Source organism: Thermosynechococcus sp. M3746_W2019_013 (assembly GCF_015296045.1).
Taxonomy (GTDB): Bacteria; Cyanobacteriota; Cyanobacteriia; order Thermosynechococcales; family Thermosynechococcaceae; genus Thermosynechococcus.
On sequence record NZ_DVDW01000062.1, the window covers coordinates 1 to 18,500 of the forward strand.

20 protein-coding genes are annotated in these 18,500 nt (G+C 53.7%); 8 read left to right on the forward strand and 12 right to left on the reverse strand.

Features of this window, described 5'->3' with window-relative positions; genetic code table 11:
• Window positions 1-10: 10 nt before the first annotated feature.
• From leuB to cofH, 4 genes are all read right to left on the reverse strand, one after another.
• Window positions 11-1,096 carry a 3-isopropylmalate dehydrogenase gene (gene leuB / locus IGQ16_RS10880; RefSeq protein WP_024124669.1) on the reverse strand — a complete coding sequence of 362 codons (1,086 nt, stop codon included), beginning with the start codon at window positions 1,094-1,096 and terminating at the stop codon, window positions 11-13.
• Window positions 1,097-1,153: 57 nt separating this feature from the next.
• Window positions 1,154-2,083, reverse strand: coding sequence for a pentapeptide repeat-containing protein (locus IGQ16_RS10885; protein ID WP_024124670.1), 930 nt, complete (start codon window positions 2,081-2,083; stop codon window positions 1,154-1,156).
• Between the two features lie 70 nt (window positions 2,084-2,153).
• Window positions 2,154-3,755: a DUF3352 domain-containing protein gene (locus IGQ16_RS10890; RefSeq protein WP_297061515.1), complete on the reverse strand. Its 1,602-nt coding sequence runs from the start codon at window positions 3,753-3,755 to the stop codon at window positions 2,154-2,156.
• A complete protein-coding gene (gene cofH / locus IGQ16_RS10895) occupies window positions 3,752-4,933 on the reverse strand; it encodes a 7,8-didemethyl-8-hydroxy-5-deazariboflavin synthase subunit CofH (protein ID WP_024124672.1) in 1,182 nt (393 codons plus the stop codon). Before cofH ends, IGQ16_RS10890 begins: the two co-directional genes overlap by 4 nt.
• A 96-nt stretch (window positions 4,934-5,029) precedes the next feature.
• Between cofH and IGQ16_RS10900 the strand changes: the two genes are divergently transcribed.
• A complete protein-coding gene (locus IGQ16_RS10900; protein WP_024124673.1) occupies window positions 5,030-5,332 on the forward strand; it encodes a BMC domain-containing protein in 303 nt (100 codons plus the stop codon).
• A gap of 67 nt (window positions 5,333-5,399) precedes the next feature.
• Here the strand turns inward: IGQ16_RS10900 and IGQ16_RS10905 are convergent, their stop codons facing one another.
• The 4 genes from IGQ16_RS10905 to IGQ16_RS10920 are packed head-to-tail and all read right to left on the reverse strand — an operon-like array spanning window position 5,400 to window position 7,913.
• Window positions 5,400-5,795: a Spy/CpxP family protein refolding chaperone gene (locus IGQ16_RS10905; protein WP_024124674.1), complete on the reverse strand. Its 396-nt coding sequence runs from the start codon at window positions 5,793-5,795 to the stop codon at window positions 5,400-5,402.
• 36 nt (window positions 5,796-5,831) lie between these two features.
• Window positions 5,832-6,539, reverse strand: coding sequence for a GUN4 domain-containing protein (locus IGQ16_RS10910; protein ID WP_024124675.1), 708 nt, complete (start codon window positions 6,537-6,539; stop codon window positions 5,832-5,834).
• Window positions 6,515-7,060, reverse strand: coding sequence for a D-glycero-beta-D-manno-heptose 1-phosphate adenylyltransferase (gene rfaE2 / locus IGQ16_RS10915; RefSeq protein WP_024124676.1), 546 nt, complete (start codon window positions 7,058-7,060; stop codon window positions 6,515-6,517). Before rfaE2 ends, IGQ16_RS10910 begins: the two co-directional genes overlap by 25 nt.
• Window positions 7,044-7,913, reverse strand: a complete 870-nt coding sequence (locus tag IGQ16_RS10920; protein WP_024124677.1) for a branched-chain amino acid ABC transporter permease — start codon at window positions 7,911-7,913, stop codon at window positions 7,044-7,046. Before IGQ16_RS10920 ends, rfaE2 begins: the two co-directional genes overlap by 17 nt.
• 343 nt (window positions 7,914-8,256) lie before the next feature.
• Between IGQ16_RS10920 and IGQ16_RS10925 the strand changes: the two genes are divergently transcribed.
• The 5 genes from IGQ16_RS10925 to ychF all read left to right on the forward strand — a co-directional run bounded on the left by IGQ16_RS10925 (window position 8,257) and on the right by ychF (window position 14,249).
• Window positions 8,257-9,333, forward strand: a complete 1,077-nt coding sequence (locus IGQ16_RS10925; RefSeq protein ID WP_297061525.1) for a glycosyltransferase family 4 protein — start codon at window positions 8,257-8,259, stop codon at window positions 9,331-9,333.
• Window positions 9,334-9,392: 59 nt separating this feature from the next.
• Window positions 9,393-10,751: a glycosyltransferase family 1 protein gene (locus tag IGQ16_RS10930; protein WP_024124679.1), complete on the forward strand. Its 1,359-nt coding sequence runs from the start codon at window positions 9,393-9,395 to the stop codon at window positions 10,749-10,751.
• Between the two features lie 149 nt (window positions 10,752-10,900).
• Window positions 10,901-11,446, forward strand: a complete 546-nt coding sequence (locus IGQ16_RS10935; protein ID WP_297040760.1) for a DUF2085 domain-containing protein — start codon at window positions 10,901-10,903, stop codon at window positions 11,444-11,446.
• Between the two features lie 61 nt (window positions 11,447-11,507).
• The gene (gene glnA, locus IGQ16_RS10940; protein ID WP_024124680.1) at window positions 11,508-12,923 is read left to right on the forward strand and encodes a type I glutamate--ammonia ligase; all 1,416 of its coding nucleotides are present in this window, start codon (window positions 11,508-11,510) and stop codon (window positions 12,921-12,923) included.
• 234 nt (window positions 12,924-13,157) lie between these two features.
• Window positions 13,158-14,249: a redox-regulated ATPase YchF gene (gene ychF, locus IGQ16_RS10945; protein WP_024124681.1), complete on the forward strand. Its 1,092-nt coding sequence runs from the start codon at window positions 13,158-13,160 to the stop codon at window positions 14,247-14,249.
• A 61-nt stretch (window positions 14,250-14,310) separates the two neighbouring features.
• On the opposite strand, the gene IGQ16_RS10950 is transcribed toward ychF, so the two are convergent.
• The 4 genes from IGQ16_RS10950 to rodA form a co-directional block, all read right to left on the reverse strand.
• Window positions 14,311-14,763, reverse strand: coding sequence for a diacylglycerol kinase family protein (locus IGQ16_RS10950; protein WP_041429570.1), 453 nt, complete (start codon window positions 14,761-14,763; stop codon window positions 14,311-14,313).
• A 130-nt stretch (window positions 14,764-14,893) separates the two neighbouring features.
• Window positions 14,894-15,388, reverse strand: coding sequence for an rRNA maturation RNase YbeY (gene ybeY, locus IGQ16_RS10955; protein WP_024124683.1), 495 nt, complete (start codon window positions 15,386-15,388; stop codon window positions 14,894-14,896).
• Between the two features lie 28 nt (window positions 15,389-15,416).
• Window positions 15,417-15,584 carry a DUF3285 domain-containing protein gene (locus IGQ16_RS10960; RefSeq protein ID WP_024124684.1) on the reverse strand — a complete coding sequence of 56 codons (168 nt, stop codon included), beginning with the start codon at window positions 15,582-15,584 and terminating at the stop codon, window positions 15,417-15,419.
• 54 nt (window positions 15,585-15,638) lie between these two features.
• A complete protein-coding gene (gene rodA, locus IGQ16_RS10965) occupies window positions 15,639-16,913 on the reverse strand; it encodes a rod shape-determining protein RodA (protein WP_024124685.1) in 1,275 nt (424 codons plus the stop codon).
• A gap of 171 nt (window positions 16,914-17,084) precedes the next feature.
• Between rodA and IGQ16_RS10970 the strand changes: the two genes are divergently transcribed.
• Window positions 17,085-17,618, forward strand: a complete 534-nt coding sequence (locus IGQ16_RS10970; RefSeq protein ID WP_041429076.1) for a GIY-YIG nuclease family protein — start codon at window positions 17,085-17,087, stop codon at window positions 17,616-17,618.
• Window positions 17,615-18,493: an inositol monophosphatase family protein gene (locus IGQ16_RS10975; RefSeq protein WP_297061532.1), complete on the forward strand. Its 879-nt coding sequence runs from the start codon at window positions 17,615-17,617 to the stop codon at window positions 18,491-18,493. The genes IGQ16_RS10970 and IGQ16_RS10975 overlap by 4 nt, the downstream gene beginning before the upstream one ends.
• The last annotated feature ends 7 nt before the right edge of the window (window positions 18,494-18,500 follow it).

Below are 18,500 nucleotides of genomic sequence, written 5' to 3' on the forward strand. Positions count from 1 at the left end.
TTACACTAGTTTATTGGGTCAACTCCTTGATTAGGAGGTTGCCCATTTCGCGACAGCCCACAAGCGTGCAGCCCTCTGACATTAAATCGCCAGTGCGGTAGCCTTGATCTAAAACGGCAGTAATTGCCTCTGCGATCGCCTGCGCTGCCGCTGGTTGGTTCAGACCATAACGCAGCATCATTGCCGCACTGAGCACCATGGCGAGGGGGTTGGCTTTGTCTTGGCCGGCAATGTCGGGGGCCGAGCCATGAACCGGTTCAAACAGACCCGGCCCCGATTCCCCTAGGCTGGCGGAGGGAAGCATGCCAATACTGCCGGTGAGCATGGCAGCAATATCGGAGAGAATATCACCAAAGAGGTTACTGGTCACAATCGTGTCAAACTGTTTTGGGGCGCGCACCAGTTGCATTGCGGCATTGTCCACATAAAGGTGCGTTAGTTCCACATCCGGGTACTCAGCACTGAGGGCCGTCAGGCGATCGCGCCACAGTTGGGAAACTTCAAGGACATTGGCCTTATCCACAGAGCAGAGTTTGCCCTGCCGTTTGCGAGCGGTTTCAAAAGCAACACGGCCAATGCGATCAATTTCCGTGGCGGTATAGGCCATCGTATTCACCCCTCGCTGCTCACCCGTTTCGGTGGTGAAAATACCGCGCGGTTGACCAAAGTAAATGCCACCCGTCAGTTCGCGCACAACCATGAGATCCACACCGGCAATCACTTCCGGCTTGAGGGAGGAGGCATGGAGCAGTTGGGGAAACATTTGGGCGGGGCGTAAGTTGGCAAATAAACCTAGGCCAGATCGCAGGGCAAGTAATCCTGTTTCCGGGCGCAGATGACGGGGTAGGCTATCCCACTGGGTTCCGCCAATGGCAGCTAAAAGCACGGCATCACTTTGACGACAGGTTTCCAGCGTTGCTGCTGGCAAGGGTTCCCCCATAGCATCAATGGCGCAGCCCCCCACAAGGGCAGGAACAAAGTCAAAGTTCAGTTCAAAGCGAGGGGCGATCGCCCGCAACACCTCAAGGGCAACAGCCGTAATTTCTGGACCAATACCATCCCCGGCCAAAACAGCAATGCGATAGGTGGTTGCCATGCCTGTCTCAAAATCACCGATCTTCTAATCTACACCAGCAGCGGTCTTCCCTTGAGGCTATGGGGAGAGATAGCCATCCGGTAAAATCGCCTCGCTCATATCTACGGCACTAAGATCAACACCATTGAGGCTGGCACCGGTGAGAATCGCTTCAATGAGATTGGCTCCCCGGAGATCCGCACCGCTGAGATTTGCACCCATCAAGTTGGCGCCAATGAGAATGGCAGAGCTGAGATGGGCTCCCCGCAGCAGTGCTTGAGCAAGGCTCACCCCCCGCAAATCAGCTCCAACAAGATTGGCTTTGTCTAGACAGGCATGACGTAAATTGGCTTCTTTGAAGGCCACTTCGCGGAGATTGGCTTCCTCAAGGCGAGCACGACGCAGATTCGCTCCGATCAAAATCGCCCGCTCTAGATTGGCCTGCTGCAAATTGGTGCCACTGAGATTGGCGCCCCGTAAATTGGCCTGCAGGAGTTGACTTTCCCGCAACACCGCATCCGTGAGATCGGCACCCCGCAGGTAGGCTTCAGTTAAGTTGGCACGGCTGAGGTTGGCACGCTCAAGTTCAGCAAGGGTCAGATCCGTGAGCGTCAAGTTGGCATCCCGCAAAATTGCTTCACTGAGTTGAGCACCGGTGAGATTGGCCTCACTGAGATCGGCATTGGCAAGGTTGGCACGGGTCAGATCTGCCCCTGTCAGGTTGGCCTTGCGCACAGACACCCAGCGTAGATCGGCACTGATTAAAATCACACCCCGCAGATCAGCCCCCCGCAAATCCGCTTGACTGAGATTCACACCAGTAAGAATTGCCCCCCGCAAATCGGCCCCTTGCAGATTCGTACTCTGGAGGGCAGCATCGGTGAGGTCGGCCCGGGAAAGATCAATGCCCGTTAGAATACAGCGGCTCAGGTTAGCACGGCGCAAGCGTACCCTCGCAAAGTCGCGATCGCCAGCGCTATAGCGTTTCAGTAAAACATCAGGTTCCACAGTCGTTGAGTCACGTCCTTAAGTAGCAGCTCCAGGTCTAGTTTCAGGGTTCCCCCAGCATTCGCTGAACCTACGGGAGTGAAGTGGGTTTTAGGCGAATTCGAGCGATGTAGTGGGTAAACCGATTATCCCGCACATGACTGGTGATGCCTAGGGCAGCAAAGGGTTGGAGCGATCGGACCACCTCAGGGGCCAGTTCGGGCAAGAGTAAGTTATTTTGCAATGACCCCAGGTTACTCAAATTCAGGTAAAACTGTGTGTCCTTGGGCTGGGGAAGTACCGCACGGTAAAGGGGAGAGTCGGCAAGGGAGCGCTCAGGCCGGCGACTCATATCCATCAGAGGACCGAGTCCCAAAAAGAGGATCTGGTCATTGAGCCAGCCGTGCTGCCCCACCGGCAAACCCGGGGGAATGCGCCAAGTAATGAGGGGTTGGGGGTCTGTTGCTGTTGGTTGCACTTGCCACCGCAGGCGATCGCGAATTTGGGTATCGAGTTGGCTAAGGGTTTGGCTGGCTTGGGGGCGATTGCTCGTCTGAGCCAGAAAAAGCAAACTAGGGGCATTTCCTAGGTTGGGAACGGGCACAAAGGCAGCGGCAAATTCACCATCCATCCAAGGCACAAAAGTCTGTTGCCAATCGAGGCCAGTGAGATCTTTAACCGTGCTGGCGATCGTTGCTTTGACCGAGGCGGGGGTATTCTGCCATAAATGCTTGAAGGAGCCTGTACTGTAAAAAGCAAGGGTTGTTTCAGGCACAAGACGGCTGAGTTCACGGCTTTGACCTTCCCTGACTAAGGCTTGATTCTGCTCAGGGCGCCAAGTCACTGCCTCCACTGCAATTTGCTCAGGAGTCATATCTGCGGTGAGCACGATCCCTTGCGGTTCCCGTGGCGGCTCAGGCAGATTTCCCTCAGGAGCAGCCATCTGACTGGCTAAAAAGGTGGGCAAGTTCAAGTAGAGTTCCACCAGGGGGCGGTGATTGGATAAGCCTTTGATGGCCTGTTGATAGGTGGGCTGACTGGCAATGCCGTTGTTGGCTTGGGCAGTGGCAATGACTTGTTGCAGGGCGCTCTGGTGCTGACTCCAGACGATGTAGGCGTGGTCTTGATGCTTGAGGAGAGCGATCGCGCCACTGTGGGGGTCAGGGAGAATTCCCTTGGCTCTAAAAATTTTCACCCCATTGATTTCTGTGACTGGGTCGCCAATCACCCTTTGCAGGAGTTGCTCCCCCATCGGTACATTCAGCGTTGGCACAACCCAAATGTAGGGCGGCACTGGCGATTCCTTGACCGATGCCGGGGTAATGGGCAGCAGCACAAGGGTGGCGCGATCGCCAATCAAGGGGCGCACGTCCTTGAGGTAATCCAATTGCGCCAGATTCACCCCCTCTGGCGAGAGAGGATCATAGGTGGGGTTCAACCACGGCTGGGCTTGTAGTAGGCCACTTTTGACAAGGGCTTCCCAAGGCTGGGGATCCGTGGGTAAGGTGAGGGTCAATAGGGCATTATTGGGGGCGAGCGCCATTCCAGGGGCAATTGGACGTTGACTGAAGCGTTGCCATAGGAAAACCCCGGCCGCAGCGGCTGTCCCGACAATGACCACGGCGACACCACCCACCAACCAAGGGCGAACTCGAAGGCGGGAGCCCACAGAAGGCTGCGATTGTGTAGTCATTGCCTTTCTCCAACGGGATTGTAAAGGGTTGTCCGCTGTCGCGGGGTTCGCCCCAAGGAGTGAATCGCTGCCACAAGCTCCCCTGGACTAACCCCCATGCCCCCCTGTGCTCCGGCCACTGATGTAATATGTTCTTCCATCAAGGTTCCCCCCAGGTCATTGCACCCCCAGTTCAGAGCCATTGTTGCCCCCCTAAGGCCTAGTTTGACCCAACTGGGCTGATGGTTGGCAATCCACTGCCCTAAAAAGAGCCGCGCCACTGCCGTCAGCACCAATGTCGGTAATAACTGCGGTTGGTGGCGTCCTACCCATTGTCGCATTGCTTTGGGGGCAAGTTCCCCAACGTAGGGCAGCAGGATAAACTCGGTGATACGGGCGGGATAGTTGTGTTCTAAAGCCTTTTGCTGAAGTTGCTGTAGGTGTTGTAGGTGAGCCACTTGATCCGCTGGCGTTTCAATATGGCCGCAGAGCATCGTACTGGTGGTCCACACCCCCAAGCGATGGGCCGTCTCCACAATCTCAAGCCAAGTGGCGGTGTTAATTTTCTCAGGGCAGATTTTTGAGCGCACGGCATCCACCAACACTTCCGCCGCGGTCCCGGGCATGGAGTCTACCCCAACTTCGTGGAGGGCGGCAATCACTTGGGCATAGGAGCGGCCATCCTCACGGGCAATGAATTGAATTTCTTGGGGCGAAAAGGCATGGAGATGGATCTGGGGAAAGGCTGTTTTAATTTCCCGCACCAGGCATTGGTAGTAGCGCAAACTGGAGCCGCCTTCCTTGGCGGCCGGATTGAGTCCCCCCTGCATACAGATTTCTGTAGCCCCTTGGGCAACTGCATCAGCCACTTTGCTCAGTATCGTTTCAATGTCGAGCCAGTAGGCATCCCCAGCGGTGGCATCGCGACGAAAGGCACAAAAGGCGCAGTGTTGCTCACAGATATTGGTGAAGTTGATGTTGCGGTTAATGACATAGGTCACAGTGTCTCCCACCTGTTGCTGGCGCAGGCGATCGCTAGCAACTTGCAGTGCCCTCAGCGGTGGGGGCAATGGTTCTTGAGGATCGCTGGTTGCAGCTATGGGAAGGGCGGTTGTCAAAAGACTGAAGGCCTGCTGGGCAGAAATGCCATTGTTAGTCAGAACCTCCTCTAGCTGGGCGATCGCCACTATGGTGTGCATAGGACGGACTCCACCTTCAGGACATTGGGGCAGCACTTTTATAGCTTAACCCCACTTCTTTTCTAAAATATGGAAAACGAGGAGGGGGTAAGGGTGATGGCAGCAGAAGCGGTGGGCATGGTGCAGGTCTTGGGGTACCCGGCAGCCCTTGCTGTAGCCGATACATTGGTGAAAGCCGCTCAGGTCACCCTTGTCAGTTGTGAGGGGATTGGTGCAGGCTACTGGACAGTGGTGATCCGGGGAGAGGTGGCGGCTGTGAATGCGGCGGTTCGAGCAGCGCGATCGCTCAGTGGCCAGGCAGTGATCTCTCATCAGGTGATTGCTCGTCCCGATGGCAATCTGGAACAGGTGCTGCCCATCGGTGTCCCTCACTTGCCACCTGAGGATTTTCTGCTGTGAGGCGGGCAGCCTATCCGCAGCCCTCCTCTATGCACTTAACCCTACTTACTTAATTAACGCTCTATCATTACTGGGATGCCTGCAGTTGCTTCACCTGTTCGGGAGTGAGAATTGTTAGCATTTCAACACGGGTATCCTGCATCACTTTCGACAACTGTGTTTTTTGATCGGGGCGCAGGGCAACCAAGTTCATCGCTTCACCGGTGGATTTTCCCTGTTTGATGGCGTTGCGAAAGATGCGCTGTTGGTCGCGATCCAGGATCTTGAGGATGCGATCGTTGGTGCGCAGTGTGAGCCGCAGTACTGCCTGTTTTTGCTCAACACTGAGATTGAGTTTTTTCATTTGCTCAGCGGTCAGTAGTCCGCCACTGGTTTGAGCCACAACTGGGGGGGGAATGGTTGCGCCACTGATGCCTACCCCAAGGGCGATCGCCACCATCCATCGCTGAATATTCTTTTTCATCCCTAGGCCACTCCTGCTACGATTGCTATCCCCATTCTAGGCGGTCCAGGCAGGATGATTAAGGAGAGCATTGAGTACCTGTACGCCCCGCAGCTGATTGGTCAGGGGTAAATGTCCACGGGGGGCACTCAAATCCCAGATAAATTCACTGGGATAGCGCGGCCAGCGCTTACCCTGCCGCCAGCCAATTTTCTCCCAAAGCCGATCCCAGTTTTGACCACAACCCAGCCACAGTTGCCGCTGCACTGAATAGCCAAAGCGGCCTAGGGAAAAGGCCAGCCACAACTGATCAATGGTCTGCAAATCCGCGATTGGCAACTGCTCCACTTCCGTGAAGTAAAGCCAGCGGCGTTTTTGAGCCAGTGGCCCGGCTAGTTCACAGAGTTTTTGCGTCGTCAGGCGATCGGCCGCTTCAAATTTTTCGGCCACCAGAAGTTCAGCCAGTTCTTGATAGTCCACCCCGCGATCGGAGCGCAGCGGAATCACCCCTTGGGGATAGTGTTGTTGTAAAAAGGCTTGAACAGAAGCTTCTGGGCTCTGGAATAGAAGACGATAAGCTTGACCGCGAATCCAAGGGGCGGGTGGGGGGGAAAAGGTGGCACTGTCTTTGAGGAACTCCTGTAGGAGGTGATAACCTTCACTGCCTGCCGTACTCAGGGTGGTAATGGCGGCCAGTTGGGACTTTTCGTTACCGTTGTACAACTGCTCCCGTAAATCGGCTAAGGCTGGTTCTGTGGTGACCATGCGCTCGGTGACTCCTCCCCATGCAACTCTAAAATGCGTTGGACAATCGCCGTTGTTGAACTGGGAACCTCTACTTGAATGAATTCAATGCGACCACCATAGCGCTGCACAGCCGCTGCTTCTGGTAGGGTCTCCAGTTGGTAATCGCCCCCCTTGACGTAGATCTCCGGTTGGAGAACCTCGATCAGGGTTGTGGCAGTGCGATCGCTAAATAGCACCACCGCATCTACTGATCGTAAACTAGCAAGCACCTCTGCCCGCTGCTGTTCGGGAATAATTGGCCGTTTTGGCTTGAGGGCTGCCACCGAGCGATCGCTATTCAAGCCCACCACCAAGCGTTTGCCCAGGGCACGGGCTGCCCTTAGATAGCGCACATGACCCGCATGGATCAGGTCAAAACAACCATTGGTCAATACCAAAGGACGCCAATCTTGAGGCGCAGCATTGATAGCAGCAACAAGGGTTTCAAGGGTGTAAAGGTTCAGGGGACTTCTCCTAGGAACGCTAACTGAGTGTGCCACGAAATAGCCCTTGGGGGCGCACTAAAAGCACCGCCATCATGATCACGAGGGCAACAGCCAGCTTGTATTCAGAAGGGATTATTAGTGTACTCATCTCTTGAGCAACACCAATAATCAAGGCGCCAGCGATCGCCCCGTAGGGATTGCCAATGCCACCAAGAATCACACTGGCAAAAAGGGGCAAGATCAAAAACCAACCCATGGTTGGCCGCACAGCGGTCATCAGGCCATAGAGACCCCCAGCCGCCCCCGTGAGCACCCCTGCCAAGAGCCAAGTACACAGCACCACCCACTCAACATCAATCCCAGAAACCCGCGCCAAGTCGAGATCATCAGCTACAGCTCGCATGGCTTTGCCTACCTTGGTGCGTTGTAGGAGCAAATGCACAGTGGCGATCGCCACCACCGCCAAAATCATTACAATCACCTTCGAGTAAATAATTTTCACACCCCAAAAATCAAGGGCAGGCATGACTGGTAGCCGATAGGTTTGGTTTTCACTGCCCCAAAGGAGAATCACGGCATTGCGCAGCAGAAATGAAAGACCAATGGAAATAATAATCAGAGTTGTTGAGGTTGCGCGGCGATCGCGCATCGGCTGCCACAGGAGCTTCTCACTCAGGAGCATCAACCCCGCCGTCCCCAATCCCCCAATCACCATTGAGAGCCAAATATTCAGTCCTGTTGCATTGGCTACCAATGTCAGGTAGGCTCCCACCGTCATGAAATCACCATGGGCAAAGTTGGGCAGGCGCAAAATCCCAAACGTGAGCGTTAAACCCACGGCTGCAAGGGCAATAATACTCCCCACCGCCAAGCCATTAACAAAAAGTTGAATCAGTTGAATATCCATGAACGATTGCGACTAAAATTTTAGGAAGTGCAAAGTGGACAACGCCTGTTCATAGAATAGCGATCAGAGGAGTCTTTTCAGGATACCTTTTTCTCTGATCAAGAAAATTACTCTTCTCTGAGAAAACTCAAAGTTAAATAGTAGATTTTATCACGCCTTAAACTAACAAAATGTAGCGATAATAACAAATAATAGTACGGATTTCCGAAGTTTCAGGTAGGGATTTACCCCCTTGGTCTTTCTCAATGAGATTGCGTACCGTTGAGGCAGCCATGCTACTGAGTCAATCGCGCGATTAGCATCAAGGCATCGGTGACGAACCGTATTGTTCGAGGAGGCTTGTATGCGCATTGCTCAAATTGCCCCCCTGTGGGAACGGGTACCGCCGCCAGCCTACGGGGGTGTGGAGTTGGTGGTGAGTCTGCTCACGGAAGAATTAGTCAAGCGAGGGCACGAGGTCACCCTGTTTGCCAGTGGTGATTCAATTACCCAAGCCGAATTGGTTTCTACCTATCCCCACGCCATTCGCCTTGATCCCAATGTGCAAGAATATGCCGTCTATGAAGCTCTTCAACTGGGAGAGGTCTTTAGTCGCGCCGATGAATTTGATGTCATCCATTCCCATGTGGGCTATACAGCTTTGCCCTACGCCAGTCTAGTGAAGACACCGGTTGTTCACACCCTCCATGGTCGCTTTACGACGGATAATGAGCGCATTTTCAGCCAATATCGCAACCAAAACTACGTCAGTATTTCCCATTCCCAGCGGCAACTACGGGACTTGAACTACCTTGCCACGGTTTATAACGCCATTGCCGTGGAAACCCATCACTTCTATCCCCAGCCCAGCGATCCGCCCTATCTGGCCTTCTTGGGACGGCTTTCTCCCGAAAAAGGCCCTCACCATGCCATTGAAATTGCCAAACGGGTGGGTATTCCGCTGCGGATAGCAGGCAAAGTGGACCGGGTCGATCGCGACTACTTCAAGGAATTGATTGAACCCCACATTGATGGTGAATTTATCCAGTTCATCGGCGAGGCGGATCATCCGACTAAGAATGCCCTCCTTGGGGGGGCGATCGCCATGCTCTTTCCGATTACGTGGCAAGAACCCTTTGGCCTGGTCATGATTGAATCCATGGCAGCGGGTACGCCAGTGGTGGCGATCGCCAAGGGAGCAGCCCCCGAAGTCATTGAGCATGGTAAAACTGGTTTCCTCTGTCACTCCGTCGAAGACTGTGTTGCTGCCGTTGCCCAAGTGCCGCAACTGGACCGCAGGGCCTGTCGAGACTACGTTTGGCAGCGGTTCAGTGTTGAGCGGATGGTGAGCGAGTATGAAGCAGTCTATGATACCGTTGTCGCCAATACCTTTGTCCATAATGGACATCGTAGGGGAACAATTGAACTGCTAGCCAGTTAGGTGTCCCCCTAAACCCTTTGCAAAAGTCTTTCTTTGACCGCTATTCAAAAGGTGTATTTATGCAAGCATTATCAACCCGTACAGCAAAAAATACACTTCCTCGGGCCTTTGCCATGTCCCAGCCGCAGGTACCTGCCCGTCAACCCATTGCCTTGATTTCTGTTCATGGGGATCCCGCCGCTGATGTCGGCCATGAATCCGCCGGTGGTCAAAATATCTATGTACGGCAATTGGGGGAAGCCCTAGCGGCAGCCGGGTGGCACGTGGATATGTTTACCCGCAAAATCCATCCCGATGACCCCGATGTGATTGAGCACAGCCCCCACTGTCGCACCATTCGCCTAGAGGCAGGCCCTCTGAACTATATTCCTCGGGAAAAGCTCTTTGAGACCCTACCCAAGTTTGTCGAAGCCTTCAAGGCCTACCATGCCAAGTATGGCTATCCGCTGATCCACACCAATTACTGGCTCTCCGGCTGGGTGGGTTGGCAGTTGCGTCAGGTATTGAATTTTCAATGGCTACACACCTACCACTCCTTGGGGGTTGTCAAATATCAGGTGGCTTCTGAGCAAGCCCAACGGGATGAAACCCGCCTCATGGTCGAAAAAGCCATCCTTGAAAATGCTGACTGCGTGATTGTGACTAGCCCCCAAGAGGAAGCCTATCTGCGGCGTTGGGTCTCCAAGGCAGGGCAAACACGCCTGATTCCCTGTGGGACCAATTTGAATCTCTTTTACCCCGTCGCCGATGCCCGTACCCAACTGAGTTTGCCGGCCGATGAGCCGATTGTTCTCTATGTGGGTCGCTTTGATCGTCGCAAAGGGATTGAAACGCTGGTGGCAGCAATGGCTCAGGTACCCCAAGGGCGGTTACTGCTTGTGGGGGGGAGTGATCCGCAGCGCAGCGATGGTGCCGAACGGCGGCGCATTGAAGGATTGGTGCAGGAGTATAACTTGGGCGATCGCGTCACCTTTGTGGGACAAATTGACCACGAGCGCTTGGCGGTCTACTACAGTGCTGCCAATGTCTGCGTTGTGCCCAGCTACTATGAACCCTTTGGCTTGGTGGCCATTGAAGCAATGGCCTGTGGGACGCCGGTGATTGCTTCCGCTGTTGGGGGTCTGCAATTCACGGTAATTCCCGGGGAAACGGGGTTACTGGTACCGCCTCAGGATGCTACCGCCTTGGCCAATGCCATTCAACGCCTCTTGGCGGATCCAGCCTGGGCGCGTACCCTTGGGGAAAAGGGTCGCGAGCGGGTGCAAGCCTTCTTCAATTGGGAGGCGATCGCCCTTCAGATGGGGCAACTCTACCGTCAACTCTTTGCCGCCTCCCTGATGGGGAATTCCCCTCGCTTAGAGACGGTTAAAAACACCGCCTCGCTGACAACGGTGACCAAAGCGGCCTTAGCCTCCTAGGCATCTTAAATTGAGTGGCAGAGATCAAGCCGCACTCTCGTGTGGACAGATCACCTCTGCCCTCTACCTAACCCCTGATTGCCCTCGTGCCGAACAATTTGTTAAATTCTAGGGGGTTGTTTATCGTTTTGTATCATTTCTGAAATTTGATGGTGCAGTGGCGATCGCTTTCTCCCCGATGGCCTGATGTTATTCTGGCGGGACTCATTCTAGGCCCTCTATTTGCCCCCTTCTTGGCCGCCAGCAATTTTCTTTTTTTGCCTAAAATTGCCCACATCATCTATACCATGGGCCATCATGTGTGTCCGCAACCGGAAATGGGGTTAATGCTGGCCCCCCCTTGGAAAATGGCCGTGTGTATGCGCTGCTACGGCACCCTTGTTGGAGTTCTCCTGACGCGCTGGTGGATTCAGGGGTCCACCACTGCCCGGGAGTGGTACTGGTTGCCGCAATATGGTCTGGGGGGCTTTTTAGTGGCGCTGGTGTTCATGCTGTTTTACCCCCTAGAGTGGGCACTACAACACTACGGCATTTGGGGCTATTCCAATTGGATTGTCTTTCCCTTTGGGGCGATCGCTGGATTGGGCTTGGGATTACTGATCATGCCTCTGCTATACCCCAAACAGCACCTTGCCACCTCCCGCGAAGGAGCAAACACCGAAATTTTGGTAGCCTCCGATACAAAAATTAACTAGGTCAACTTTCTACCATAGATTGTCGCTGCGGTGCGCCCAATACAGAAGGAGTAACCTATACATGGCAACGCCCCAAGAAATCTTAAATTTGATCGACAGCAAGTACGAGCTCATCGACCTGAAATTTACTGACATGCCCGGCACGTGGCAACACCTGACGGTTCACAAAAGCCAAATCAGTGAAAGCTCATTTACCGACGGTGTGCCCTTCGACGGTTCCAGTATTCGCGGTTGGAAAGCGATTAACGAATCCGACATGGTGATGGTGCCGGATCCGAATACAGCGTGGGAAGACCCCTTCATGAAAGAACCCACCCTGAGCATGATTTGCACCATCAAAGATCCGCGCACCGGCGAACTCTACGATCGCTGCCCGCGCTCCATTGCCACCCGTGCCATTGAGTACTTAAAAGCAACCGGCATTGGCGATACGGCTTACTTTGGCCCCGAAGCCGAGTTCTTTGTTTTCGATGACGTTCGCTACGACCAAAATCAACGGTCTGGCTACTACTACGTTGACAGTATTGAAGGTCTTTGGAACACTGGCCGTGAAGAAGAAGGAGGCAACCTCGGCTACAAAATCCGTGGCAAAGAGGGTTACTTCCCCGTTGCGCCCACAGATACGCTGCAGGACTTGCGCACAGAAATGCTCTTGACGATGGCCAAGTGCGGTGTGCCCATTGAAAAGCATCACCACGAAGTGGCTACGGCGGGGCAGTGCGAGTTGGGTTTCCGCTTTGGCACCCTCATTCAAGCTGCCGACTGGCTAATGACCTATAAGTACTGCGTCAAGAATGTTGCCCGCAAGCACGGTAAAGTGGCAACCTTTATGCCCAAGCCCGTCTTCAACGACAACGGCTCGGGGATGCATACCCACCAGTCCATTTGGAAAGATGGCCAGCCCCTGTTCTGGGGAGACGGCTATGCGAATTTGAGCCAAATTGCCCTCTGGTACATTGGTGGTATCCTCAAGCACGCTCCAGCGCTATTGGCTTTTACCAACCCAACAACGAACTCCTACAAACGACTGGTTCCCGGCTTTGAAGCCCCCGTGAACCTTGCCTATTCCCAAGGCAACCGCTCTGCCTCTGTGCGGATTCCCCTCACTGGTCCCAACCCCAAAGCGAAGCGCCTAGAGTTCCGTTGCCCCGATGCCACGAGTAATCCCTACCTTGCCTTTGCGGCAATGCTGTGTGCAGGTATTGATGGCATCAAGAATCAAATTGATCCGGGTAGCCCCTTGGATGTTGATATCTACGACCTCAGCCCCGAAGAATTGGCCAAGATTCCCTCAACCCCCGGTTCACTTATGGCGGCCCTGGAAAATCTGCAAAAGGATCACAGCTTCCTCACGGCGGGGGGTGTCTTTAGCGAAGACTTTATCCTCAACTGGATTCAGTACAAGCTGGACACAGAAGTCATTCCCATGTCACTGCGTCCTCACCCCTATGAATTTACTCTCTACTTTGATGCCTAGGCAAATGAGCTGCTAGGGTCTGGCATTTAGTGACATCCCACGCAGAGGCACCCATCGGGGGTTGCCTCTTTTATTTTTGCTGCCGATTCTTCGCTGGTAAAGGTGTTGGGTGTGCTTGTGCTTGCCTAGAGCTGGAATTTCTGATAAGTTGGGATGCTACTAAAAATTAACATTCCCACTCTTAAATGTTGTTGATGGGGAATGTTTCCCCTAAAAATTAGGTTGTAGGGTCCCATGCTACGCGCTGGAATTGTCGGCCTACCGAATGTGGGCAAGTCAACGCTGTTTAATGCCCTTGTGGCCAATGCTAAGGCCGAGGCAGCCAATTTCCCCTTCTGTACGATTGAACCCAATGTTGGTGTCGTAGCAGTTCCCGACGAGCGGCTGGAGGTACTGGCAAAAATTTCCCAATCTGCTCAGATTGTGCCGACGCGGGTGGAGTTTGTGGACATTGCGGGCCTGGTGAAGGGAGCTAGCAAAGGGGAAGGACTGGGCAACCAGTTCTTGGCAAATATTCGCGAGGTGGATGCCATTGTCCACGTGGTGCGCTGCTTTGAAGATGAAGATATTGTCCACGTGGCAGGGCGTGTGAATCCTGTCGAGGATATTGCGGTCATTAACTTAGAGTTAGCACTGGCGGATTTAGCCCAGATAGAAAAGCGCATTGAACGCACCCGTAAGGCAGCGCGATCGCAAAAAGAAGCACAGATTGAGCTGACGGCCCTTGAAAAGCTCCTGGGGGTACTCAATGAGGGACAGCCTGCCCGTCTGTGTCAACTTACGGAAGAGGAAGAAGCGGCCATTCGCTTTCTCGGCTTGCTCACTCGTAAGCCTGTGATCTACGCCGCTAACGTTGCTGAGCAGGATTTGGCCACTGGCAATGAATGGACAGCGGCAGTTCAGGAGATGGCAAAGCAGGAGGGGGCAGAGGTGGTGATTGTCTCTGCTCAAGTGGAGGCCGAGCTCGTGGATTTGCCCGAGGGCGATCGCGCCGAGTATCTGGCCAGTCTTGGGGTTCGTGAGGGGGGTCTGCGATCGCTCATTCGCTCAACCTATAAGCTGCTTGGCCTACAAACCTTCTTTACCACAGGACCTAAGGAAACCCGAGCATGGACAATTCCAGCGGGTACCAAAGCGCCCCAAGCGGCGGGCGTCATTCACAGTGACTTTGAGCGGGGCTTTATTCGCGCCGAAACGGTGAGCTATGACGATTTAGTGGCCTGTCAATCCCTGACGGTGGCTAAGGAAAAAGGCCTAGTACGCAGTGAAGGCAAAGACTATGTTGTGCAGGAGGGGGATGTGATGCTCTTCCGCTTTAATGTTTAGCCCCCCCTGATTGGGATTGGATCACAAGCTTGTAGCTTATAACCTTATAACCTTTATAACCTTATAACAATGTTCCTACAATCGGATAAACCAAGGGGGGCACAATTAAGGCCATCGCCACCCCTACGGCTGCGATTGCACTGAGCAGAACCGCACCAGCGGCACAATCTTTGGCAATGCGAGCAAGCTCATGGTATTCTCTGCCGACGGTGAGATCCACAACGGCTTCCAAGGCCGTATTCACTAACTCTAGCCCGATAACCACGGCAATGGTTAGAACAATGACCGCCACTTCAACAGGGGGAAGTTTCAACAGGCCACTGAGGGCGATCGCACTCAGGCCAACTGCTGTGTGGATGCGAAAATTGCGCTGAGTTTGGAAAGCATAGACGACTCCCGCCCACGCATAACGGAAACTATTCAATAGGGAGGAGGCCACACGGTAGGAGCGCTGTCGCAGTAGGGTTGTCCCTGCTGCTTTCTCAGTATAGGTGGCCAGAACTTTTTGTGTCATAACGTTATCCATCACACCAAACATTCCCATCTAAGTATTGACGTTAGATTTCATACACCTTGAAGAAGAAATTTTAAGAAATTTGGTTGTTAATGCCTCCCATTTAAGCACATGCTTTTCAATTTCGTTCCTAGCCAACAGAGCATTTACGGAACATTGGGGGTATAAGACCCACGGCTTCGAGGCACTCGGCCTGCTGAGCTAACATCCGTGCCAGTTGAGCTTCATCGGGGTGATCCCAGCCTAGGAGGTGGAGGAGGCCATGGCAGGCCAGCCAGGTGATCTCTATAGATAGAGTGTGCCCACTTTCTGTGGCTTGCTGACAAGCGGTGTCCCCAGAAATAATAATGTCGCCCAGGTATTCAGGTTCCTCTAGGGGCAGCGGCAGGGCGTCATCGCGGGTGGCAAAGGCAAGCACGTCCGTAGGGATGTCGCGATCGCGATACCGGCAGTTAAGGACTTGAATCTCGGCATCGGTTGTCAAACGCAGGGTCAGCTCATACTCTTTGCCTGCATTTGGTTCCACCATGGCAATCCATGTGTGAAACCACGCTGACCAAGGGAGTGGTGCCACCTCAGCGCTCAGGGAAGGATGGTGCAGTTCTAGATAGACGGTAACCGGCATTGTTTTTTTCTTTGTTTTCACCAACTCCCTAACGGGTGAGGTAGGATAAGCCCACCAACAGCGCCAACAGACCGATAGTAGTGAGGGCAAAATGGGTCAGGGATTTACGTCCCTTACGCACCATGTTCCGCATGGCCAGTTTGACATAACTAGGCTGCGCGGTAGGGGAAGACGTGGGTTTGGGGGACTGGCTCATGGGATTTCACTGCTATCGGCAATCTTTATGAATTTTAACAAAGGGGGCTTGACTTTAGTAGCGCGATCGCGGGTGATGATTGGCCACCGCTTGTACCAGCCCCAAACCAATATAGGTTGCCAAAAGGGCAGAACGGCCATAGCTGAGGAACGGCAAGGGAATACCTGTCACCGGAAATAGGTTCATTGTCATGCCGATATTGACCACCGCTTGGAACATCAACATAGCAAAAAGGCCGATCGCCAGCAGCGAGCCGAAATCATCACGGGCACTATTGGCAATTTGCAATAGCCGCAGCCCAATGAACCAAAACAGTCCTAAAACTAGCAAGCCACCCCAAAAGCCTAATTCCTCACCGATGGCAGAAAAAATAAAGTCCGTGTGCTGCTCAGGGATAAATCCCAATTGCGTCTGCGTCCCCTGAAACAGCCCTCGCCCCCACAGGCCACCCGCGCCAATGGCAATGCGGGATTGGATCAGATGATAGCCCGCCCCCAATGGATCTTTGTCCGGATCCAAGAACATTAAGAGGCGATCTTTTTGGTAGTCCTTGAGAACGCTCCACAGCAATTGCCCCAGCCCTGCCCCCGAAAGATTCAGAACAATGCCGCCGATCGCCCCAATCCAACCAAGGGGAAGATTTTGCCATGCCACAACCCCCATCCCCAATGTCCACAGGAACCACAGCACAAGATTTAGTTCATAGGGCAGCGGTAGGGCAAAGAGAATGGCTGCCACCAAAGGGGAGAGCATCAGCACAATCCAACCCAAACGGGCGTTGGCCCAGTAGAGCATCCCCAAGGTGATGGCAGCAAAGACCAGGGAAGTACCCAGATCGGGTTCCGATAAAATCAATCCCAGGGGCAAGGCCGTTGCCGCAAACACCCGTAGAATGCCACTGAGGCCATTGGCAGGAACCCGCTGCAGGAGGGCAGCCTGGGTGAGGATGATCGAGATTTTGGCAAATTCAGAAGGCTGGAGGTTAAAGCCAGCAATGGGCAGCCAACTCTGGGCACCGTTAGCTTCAACGCCAAATAGGCTCACAGCCAGTAGGAGGAGACAACTGATGCCATAAACCCACCAGTGGACTGAGATAAAGACCGAGGTCGGCACCCGTGCCAGTAGGAAAAGCAAAATTGTACCCACGCCCGCGATTGCCAGATGTTGGAAGCCATCCTTTTCGCCAATGTGCAGCTCAGCACTGTGAATGGCCACTGCCCCTAACAGCGTAATCAACCATACTGCAATTAAAAGTAGCCAATCCATCCCCCGCCAAGGGTAGAGCCAAGCAGACCAGCGGCGTTGCCATAGCCGAGTTGTCCAAAACATCGCCAGATATCCTTCGTTCGCACTAGGCTGGAACAGTGGTGGTTTGATTAAGACTCTCATTCTAGCTTGAGTGGAACTATGCTTCGGTGGCAACCGCATTGGTCAAGGCTTTATAGCCAGAGATAGGGCATACTGAGGGTGAAGCACGCGAAAAGAGCCACCCCTGCTGATATGAGCCTTCCTGCGCCGACTTTGGCTGAATTGCCCCTCCATCCCTATATTGATGGTTCAGGTCGTGTGGCCCCTGATCTCAAGGGAGCGATCGGTCTCTATGCCATTTTTGATGCTGCCGGCAGGGTGCAGTATATTGGCTATTCTCGGGATATACGACTGAGTTTGCTACAACACCTTGTGCGCTGTCCTCAAGGGTGTAGTGGCTATAAGGCGATCGCCATTGAACGTCCCGATCGCCCGTGGCTAGAAACCGTGAAACAGCAGTGGCTAGCGGAATTGGGAACTGTGCCCTTAGGCAACGAGCGCGATCGCCCGCAGTGGGAAAATGCCATTGATGTCAAGGAGCAAATGACCGAGGCCGAACGCGCTGCATGGGCCAGTGCCGACTCACTCACTCAACCAAAGCTGCTGAAACAGGTGGCGCGGCGAGTTGAAGCAGCGATTCTCGAACAGCTACGGCAGCGATCGCTACAGGAGCCGCTGGTCTTTAACGCCAAACTAAAGGAAAGTGGACGGCTGGATCTCAAATGACGACCTCTCCCCCTCTGACCTCTAGCCAAATCTGGCAGATCAATCAACTCCTGCGCCAAGCGGGGCAACGGGCACGGCAACTGGCACAGCAACCCTTTGATGTCATTGAAAAGGGACGGCAAGACTTTGCCACCAGTATTGATCGCTTCTTGGATCGGCTGCTAAGTCAGAAATTTCGTGCTTGGTTTCCTGAAGATGGCATCATCAGTGAGGAAAATGCCGACTCCCCAGCAGTTTTTCAGGAACCGAAAAATCGCTACTGGCTGATTGATCCCCTTGATGGTACTGATGATCTAATTCACCATCGCCAAGGCTATGCCCTAATGGTGGGTTTGCTAGAGCACTACAGTCCAGTGGCGGGTTGGATCTATGCCCCCAATCTGGACCATCTCTACTACGGCGGTAAAGACTGGGGACTCTTTCAAATGAGCAGCGGTGGGCCACCTGTCCCCCTATTACCCGTTTGTCCACCTTCCCCTAATGCCGACCATTGCCCGATGATGATTGGCTATCGCGACTACCGTACCTACGGCGATGCAATTCATCGGGTGTTGCCCCAAGTGGAATTTCGCTTTCTGGGCAGTTTTGGCCTCAAGGTGATTGAAGTAATTTTGGGACGGGCGGGACTCTACCTCTACTTAAATCAGCGGGTTAAGCTCTGGGATACCACAGCCCCCTTAGCTTTGGCAACAGCGGCAGGTTTGGTGTGCACCGACTTGCAGGGAAATCCCTTGCGTTTTGATGCCACAGGTTTACAGGAACAAACCCTGGCCCATCAGCAACCCATTCTCATTGGCTGGCCAGAGTATATCGCTGCTTTGCGATCGCCCCTCATTGAAGCAATTTCGACGGTTGGACCGCCTAGACATGCCTAAAAAAATA

Excerpts from the sequence above, each read along its gene's own strand:
- IGQ16_RS10905 (WP_024124674.1), bottom strand. The coding sequence starts at position 5,795 with ATGAAAAAGAATATTCAGCGATGGATGGTGGCGATCGCCCTTGGGGTA.
- IGQ16_RS10910 (WP_024124675.1), bottom strand. The coding sequence starts at position 6,539 with ATGGTCACCACAGAACCAGCCTTAGCCGATTTACGGGAGCAGTTGTAC.
- IGQ16_RS10900 (WP_024124673.1), top strand. The coding sequence starts at position 5,030 with ATGGCAGCAGAAGCGGTGGGCATGGTGCAGGTCTTGGGGTACCCGGCA.
- IGQ16_RS10950 (WP_041429570.1), bottom strand. The coding sequence starts at position 14,763 with ATGACACAAAAAGTTCTGGCCACCTATACTGAGAAAGCAGCAGGGACA.
- glnA (WP_024124680.1), top strand. The coding sequence starts at position 11,508 with ATGGCAACGCCCCAAGAAATCTTAAATTTGATCGACAGCAAGTACGAG.
- IGQ16_RS10930 (WP_024124679.1), top strand. The coding sequence starts at position 9,393 with ATGCAAGCATTATCAACCCGTACAGCAAAAAATACACTTCCTCGGGCC.
- cofH (WP_024124672.1), bottom strand. The coding sequence starts at position 4,933 with ATGCACACCATAGTGGCGATCGCCCAGCTAGAGGAGGTTCTGACTAAC.
- IGQ16_RS10970 (WP_041429076.1), top strand. The coding sequence starts at position 17,085 with ATGAGCCTTCCTGCGCCGACTTTGGCTGAATTGCCCCTCCATCCCTAT.
- rodA (WP_024124685.1), bottom strand. The coding sequence starts at position 16,913 with ATGTTTTGGACAACTCGGCTATGGCAACGCCGCTGGTCTGCTTGGCTC.
- IGQ16_RS10975 (WP_297061532.1), top strand. The coding sequence starts at position 17,615 with ATGACGACCTCTCCCCCTCTGACCTCTAGCCAAATCTGGCAGATCAAT.
- IGQ16_RS10960 (WP_024124684.1), bottom strand. The coding sequence starts at position 15,584 with ATGAGCCAGTCCCCCAAACCCACGTCTTCCCCTACCGCGCAGCCTAGT.
- IGQ16_RS10935 (WP_297040760.1), top strand. The coding sequence starts at position 10,901 with ATGGTGCAGTGGCGATCGCTTTCTCCCCGATGGCCTGATGTTATTCTG.
- IGQ16_RS10890 (WP_297061515.1), bottom strand. The coding sequence starts at position 3,755 with ATGACTACACAATCGCAGCCTTCTGTGGGCTCCCGCCTTCGAGTTCGC.
- IGQ16_RS10925 (WP_297061525.1), top strand. The coding sequence starts at position 8,257 with ATGCGCATTGCTCAAATTGCCCCCCTGTGGGAACGGGTACCGCCGCCA.
- ybeY (WP_024124683.1), bottom strand. The coding sequence starts at position 15,388 with ATGCCGGTTACCGTCTATCTAGAACTGCACCATCCTTCCCTGAGCGCT.
- leuB (WP_024124669.1), bottom strand. The coding sequence starts at position 1,096 with ATGGCAACCACCTATCGCATTGCTGTTTTGGCCGGGGATGGTATTGGT.
- IGQ16_RS10920 (WP_024124677.1), bottom strand. The coding sequence starts at position 7,913 with ATGGATATTCAACTGATTCAACTTTTTGTTAATGGCTTGGCGGTGGGG.
- ychF (WP_024124681.1), top strand. The coding sequence starts at position 13,158 with ATGCTACGCGCTGGAATTGTCGGCCTACCGAATGTGGGCAAGTCAACG.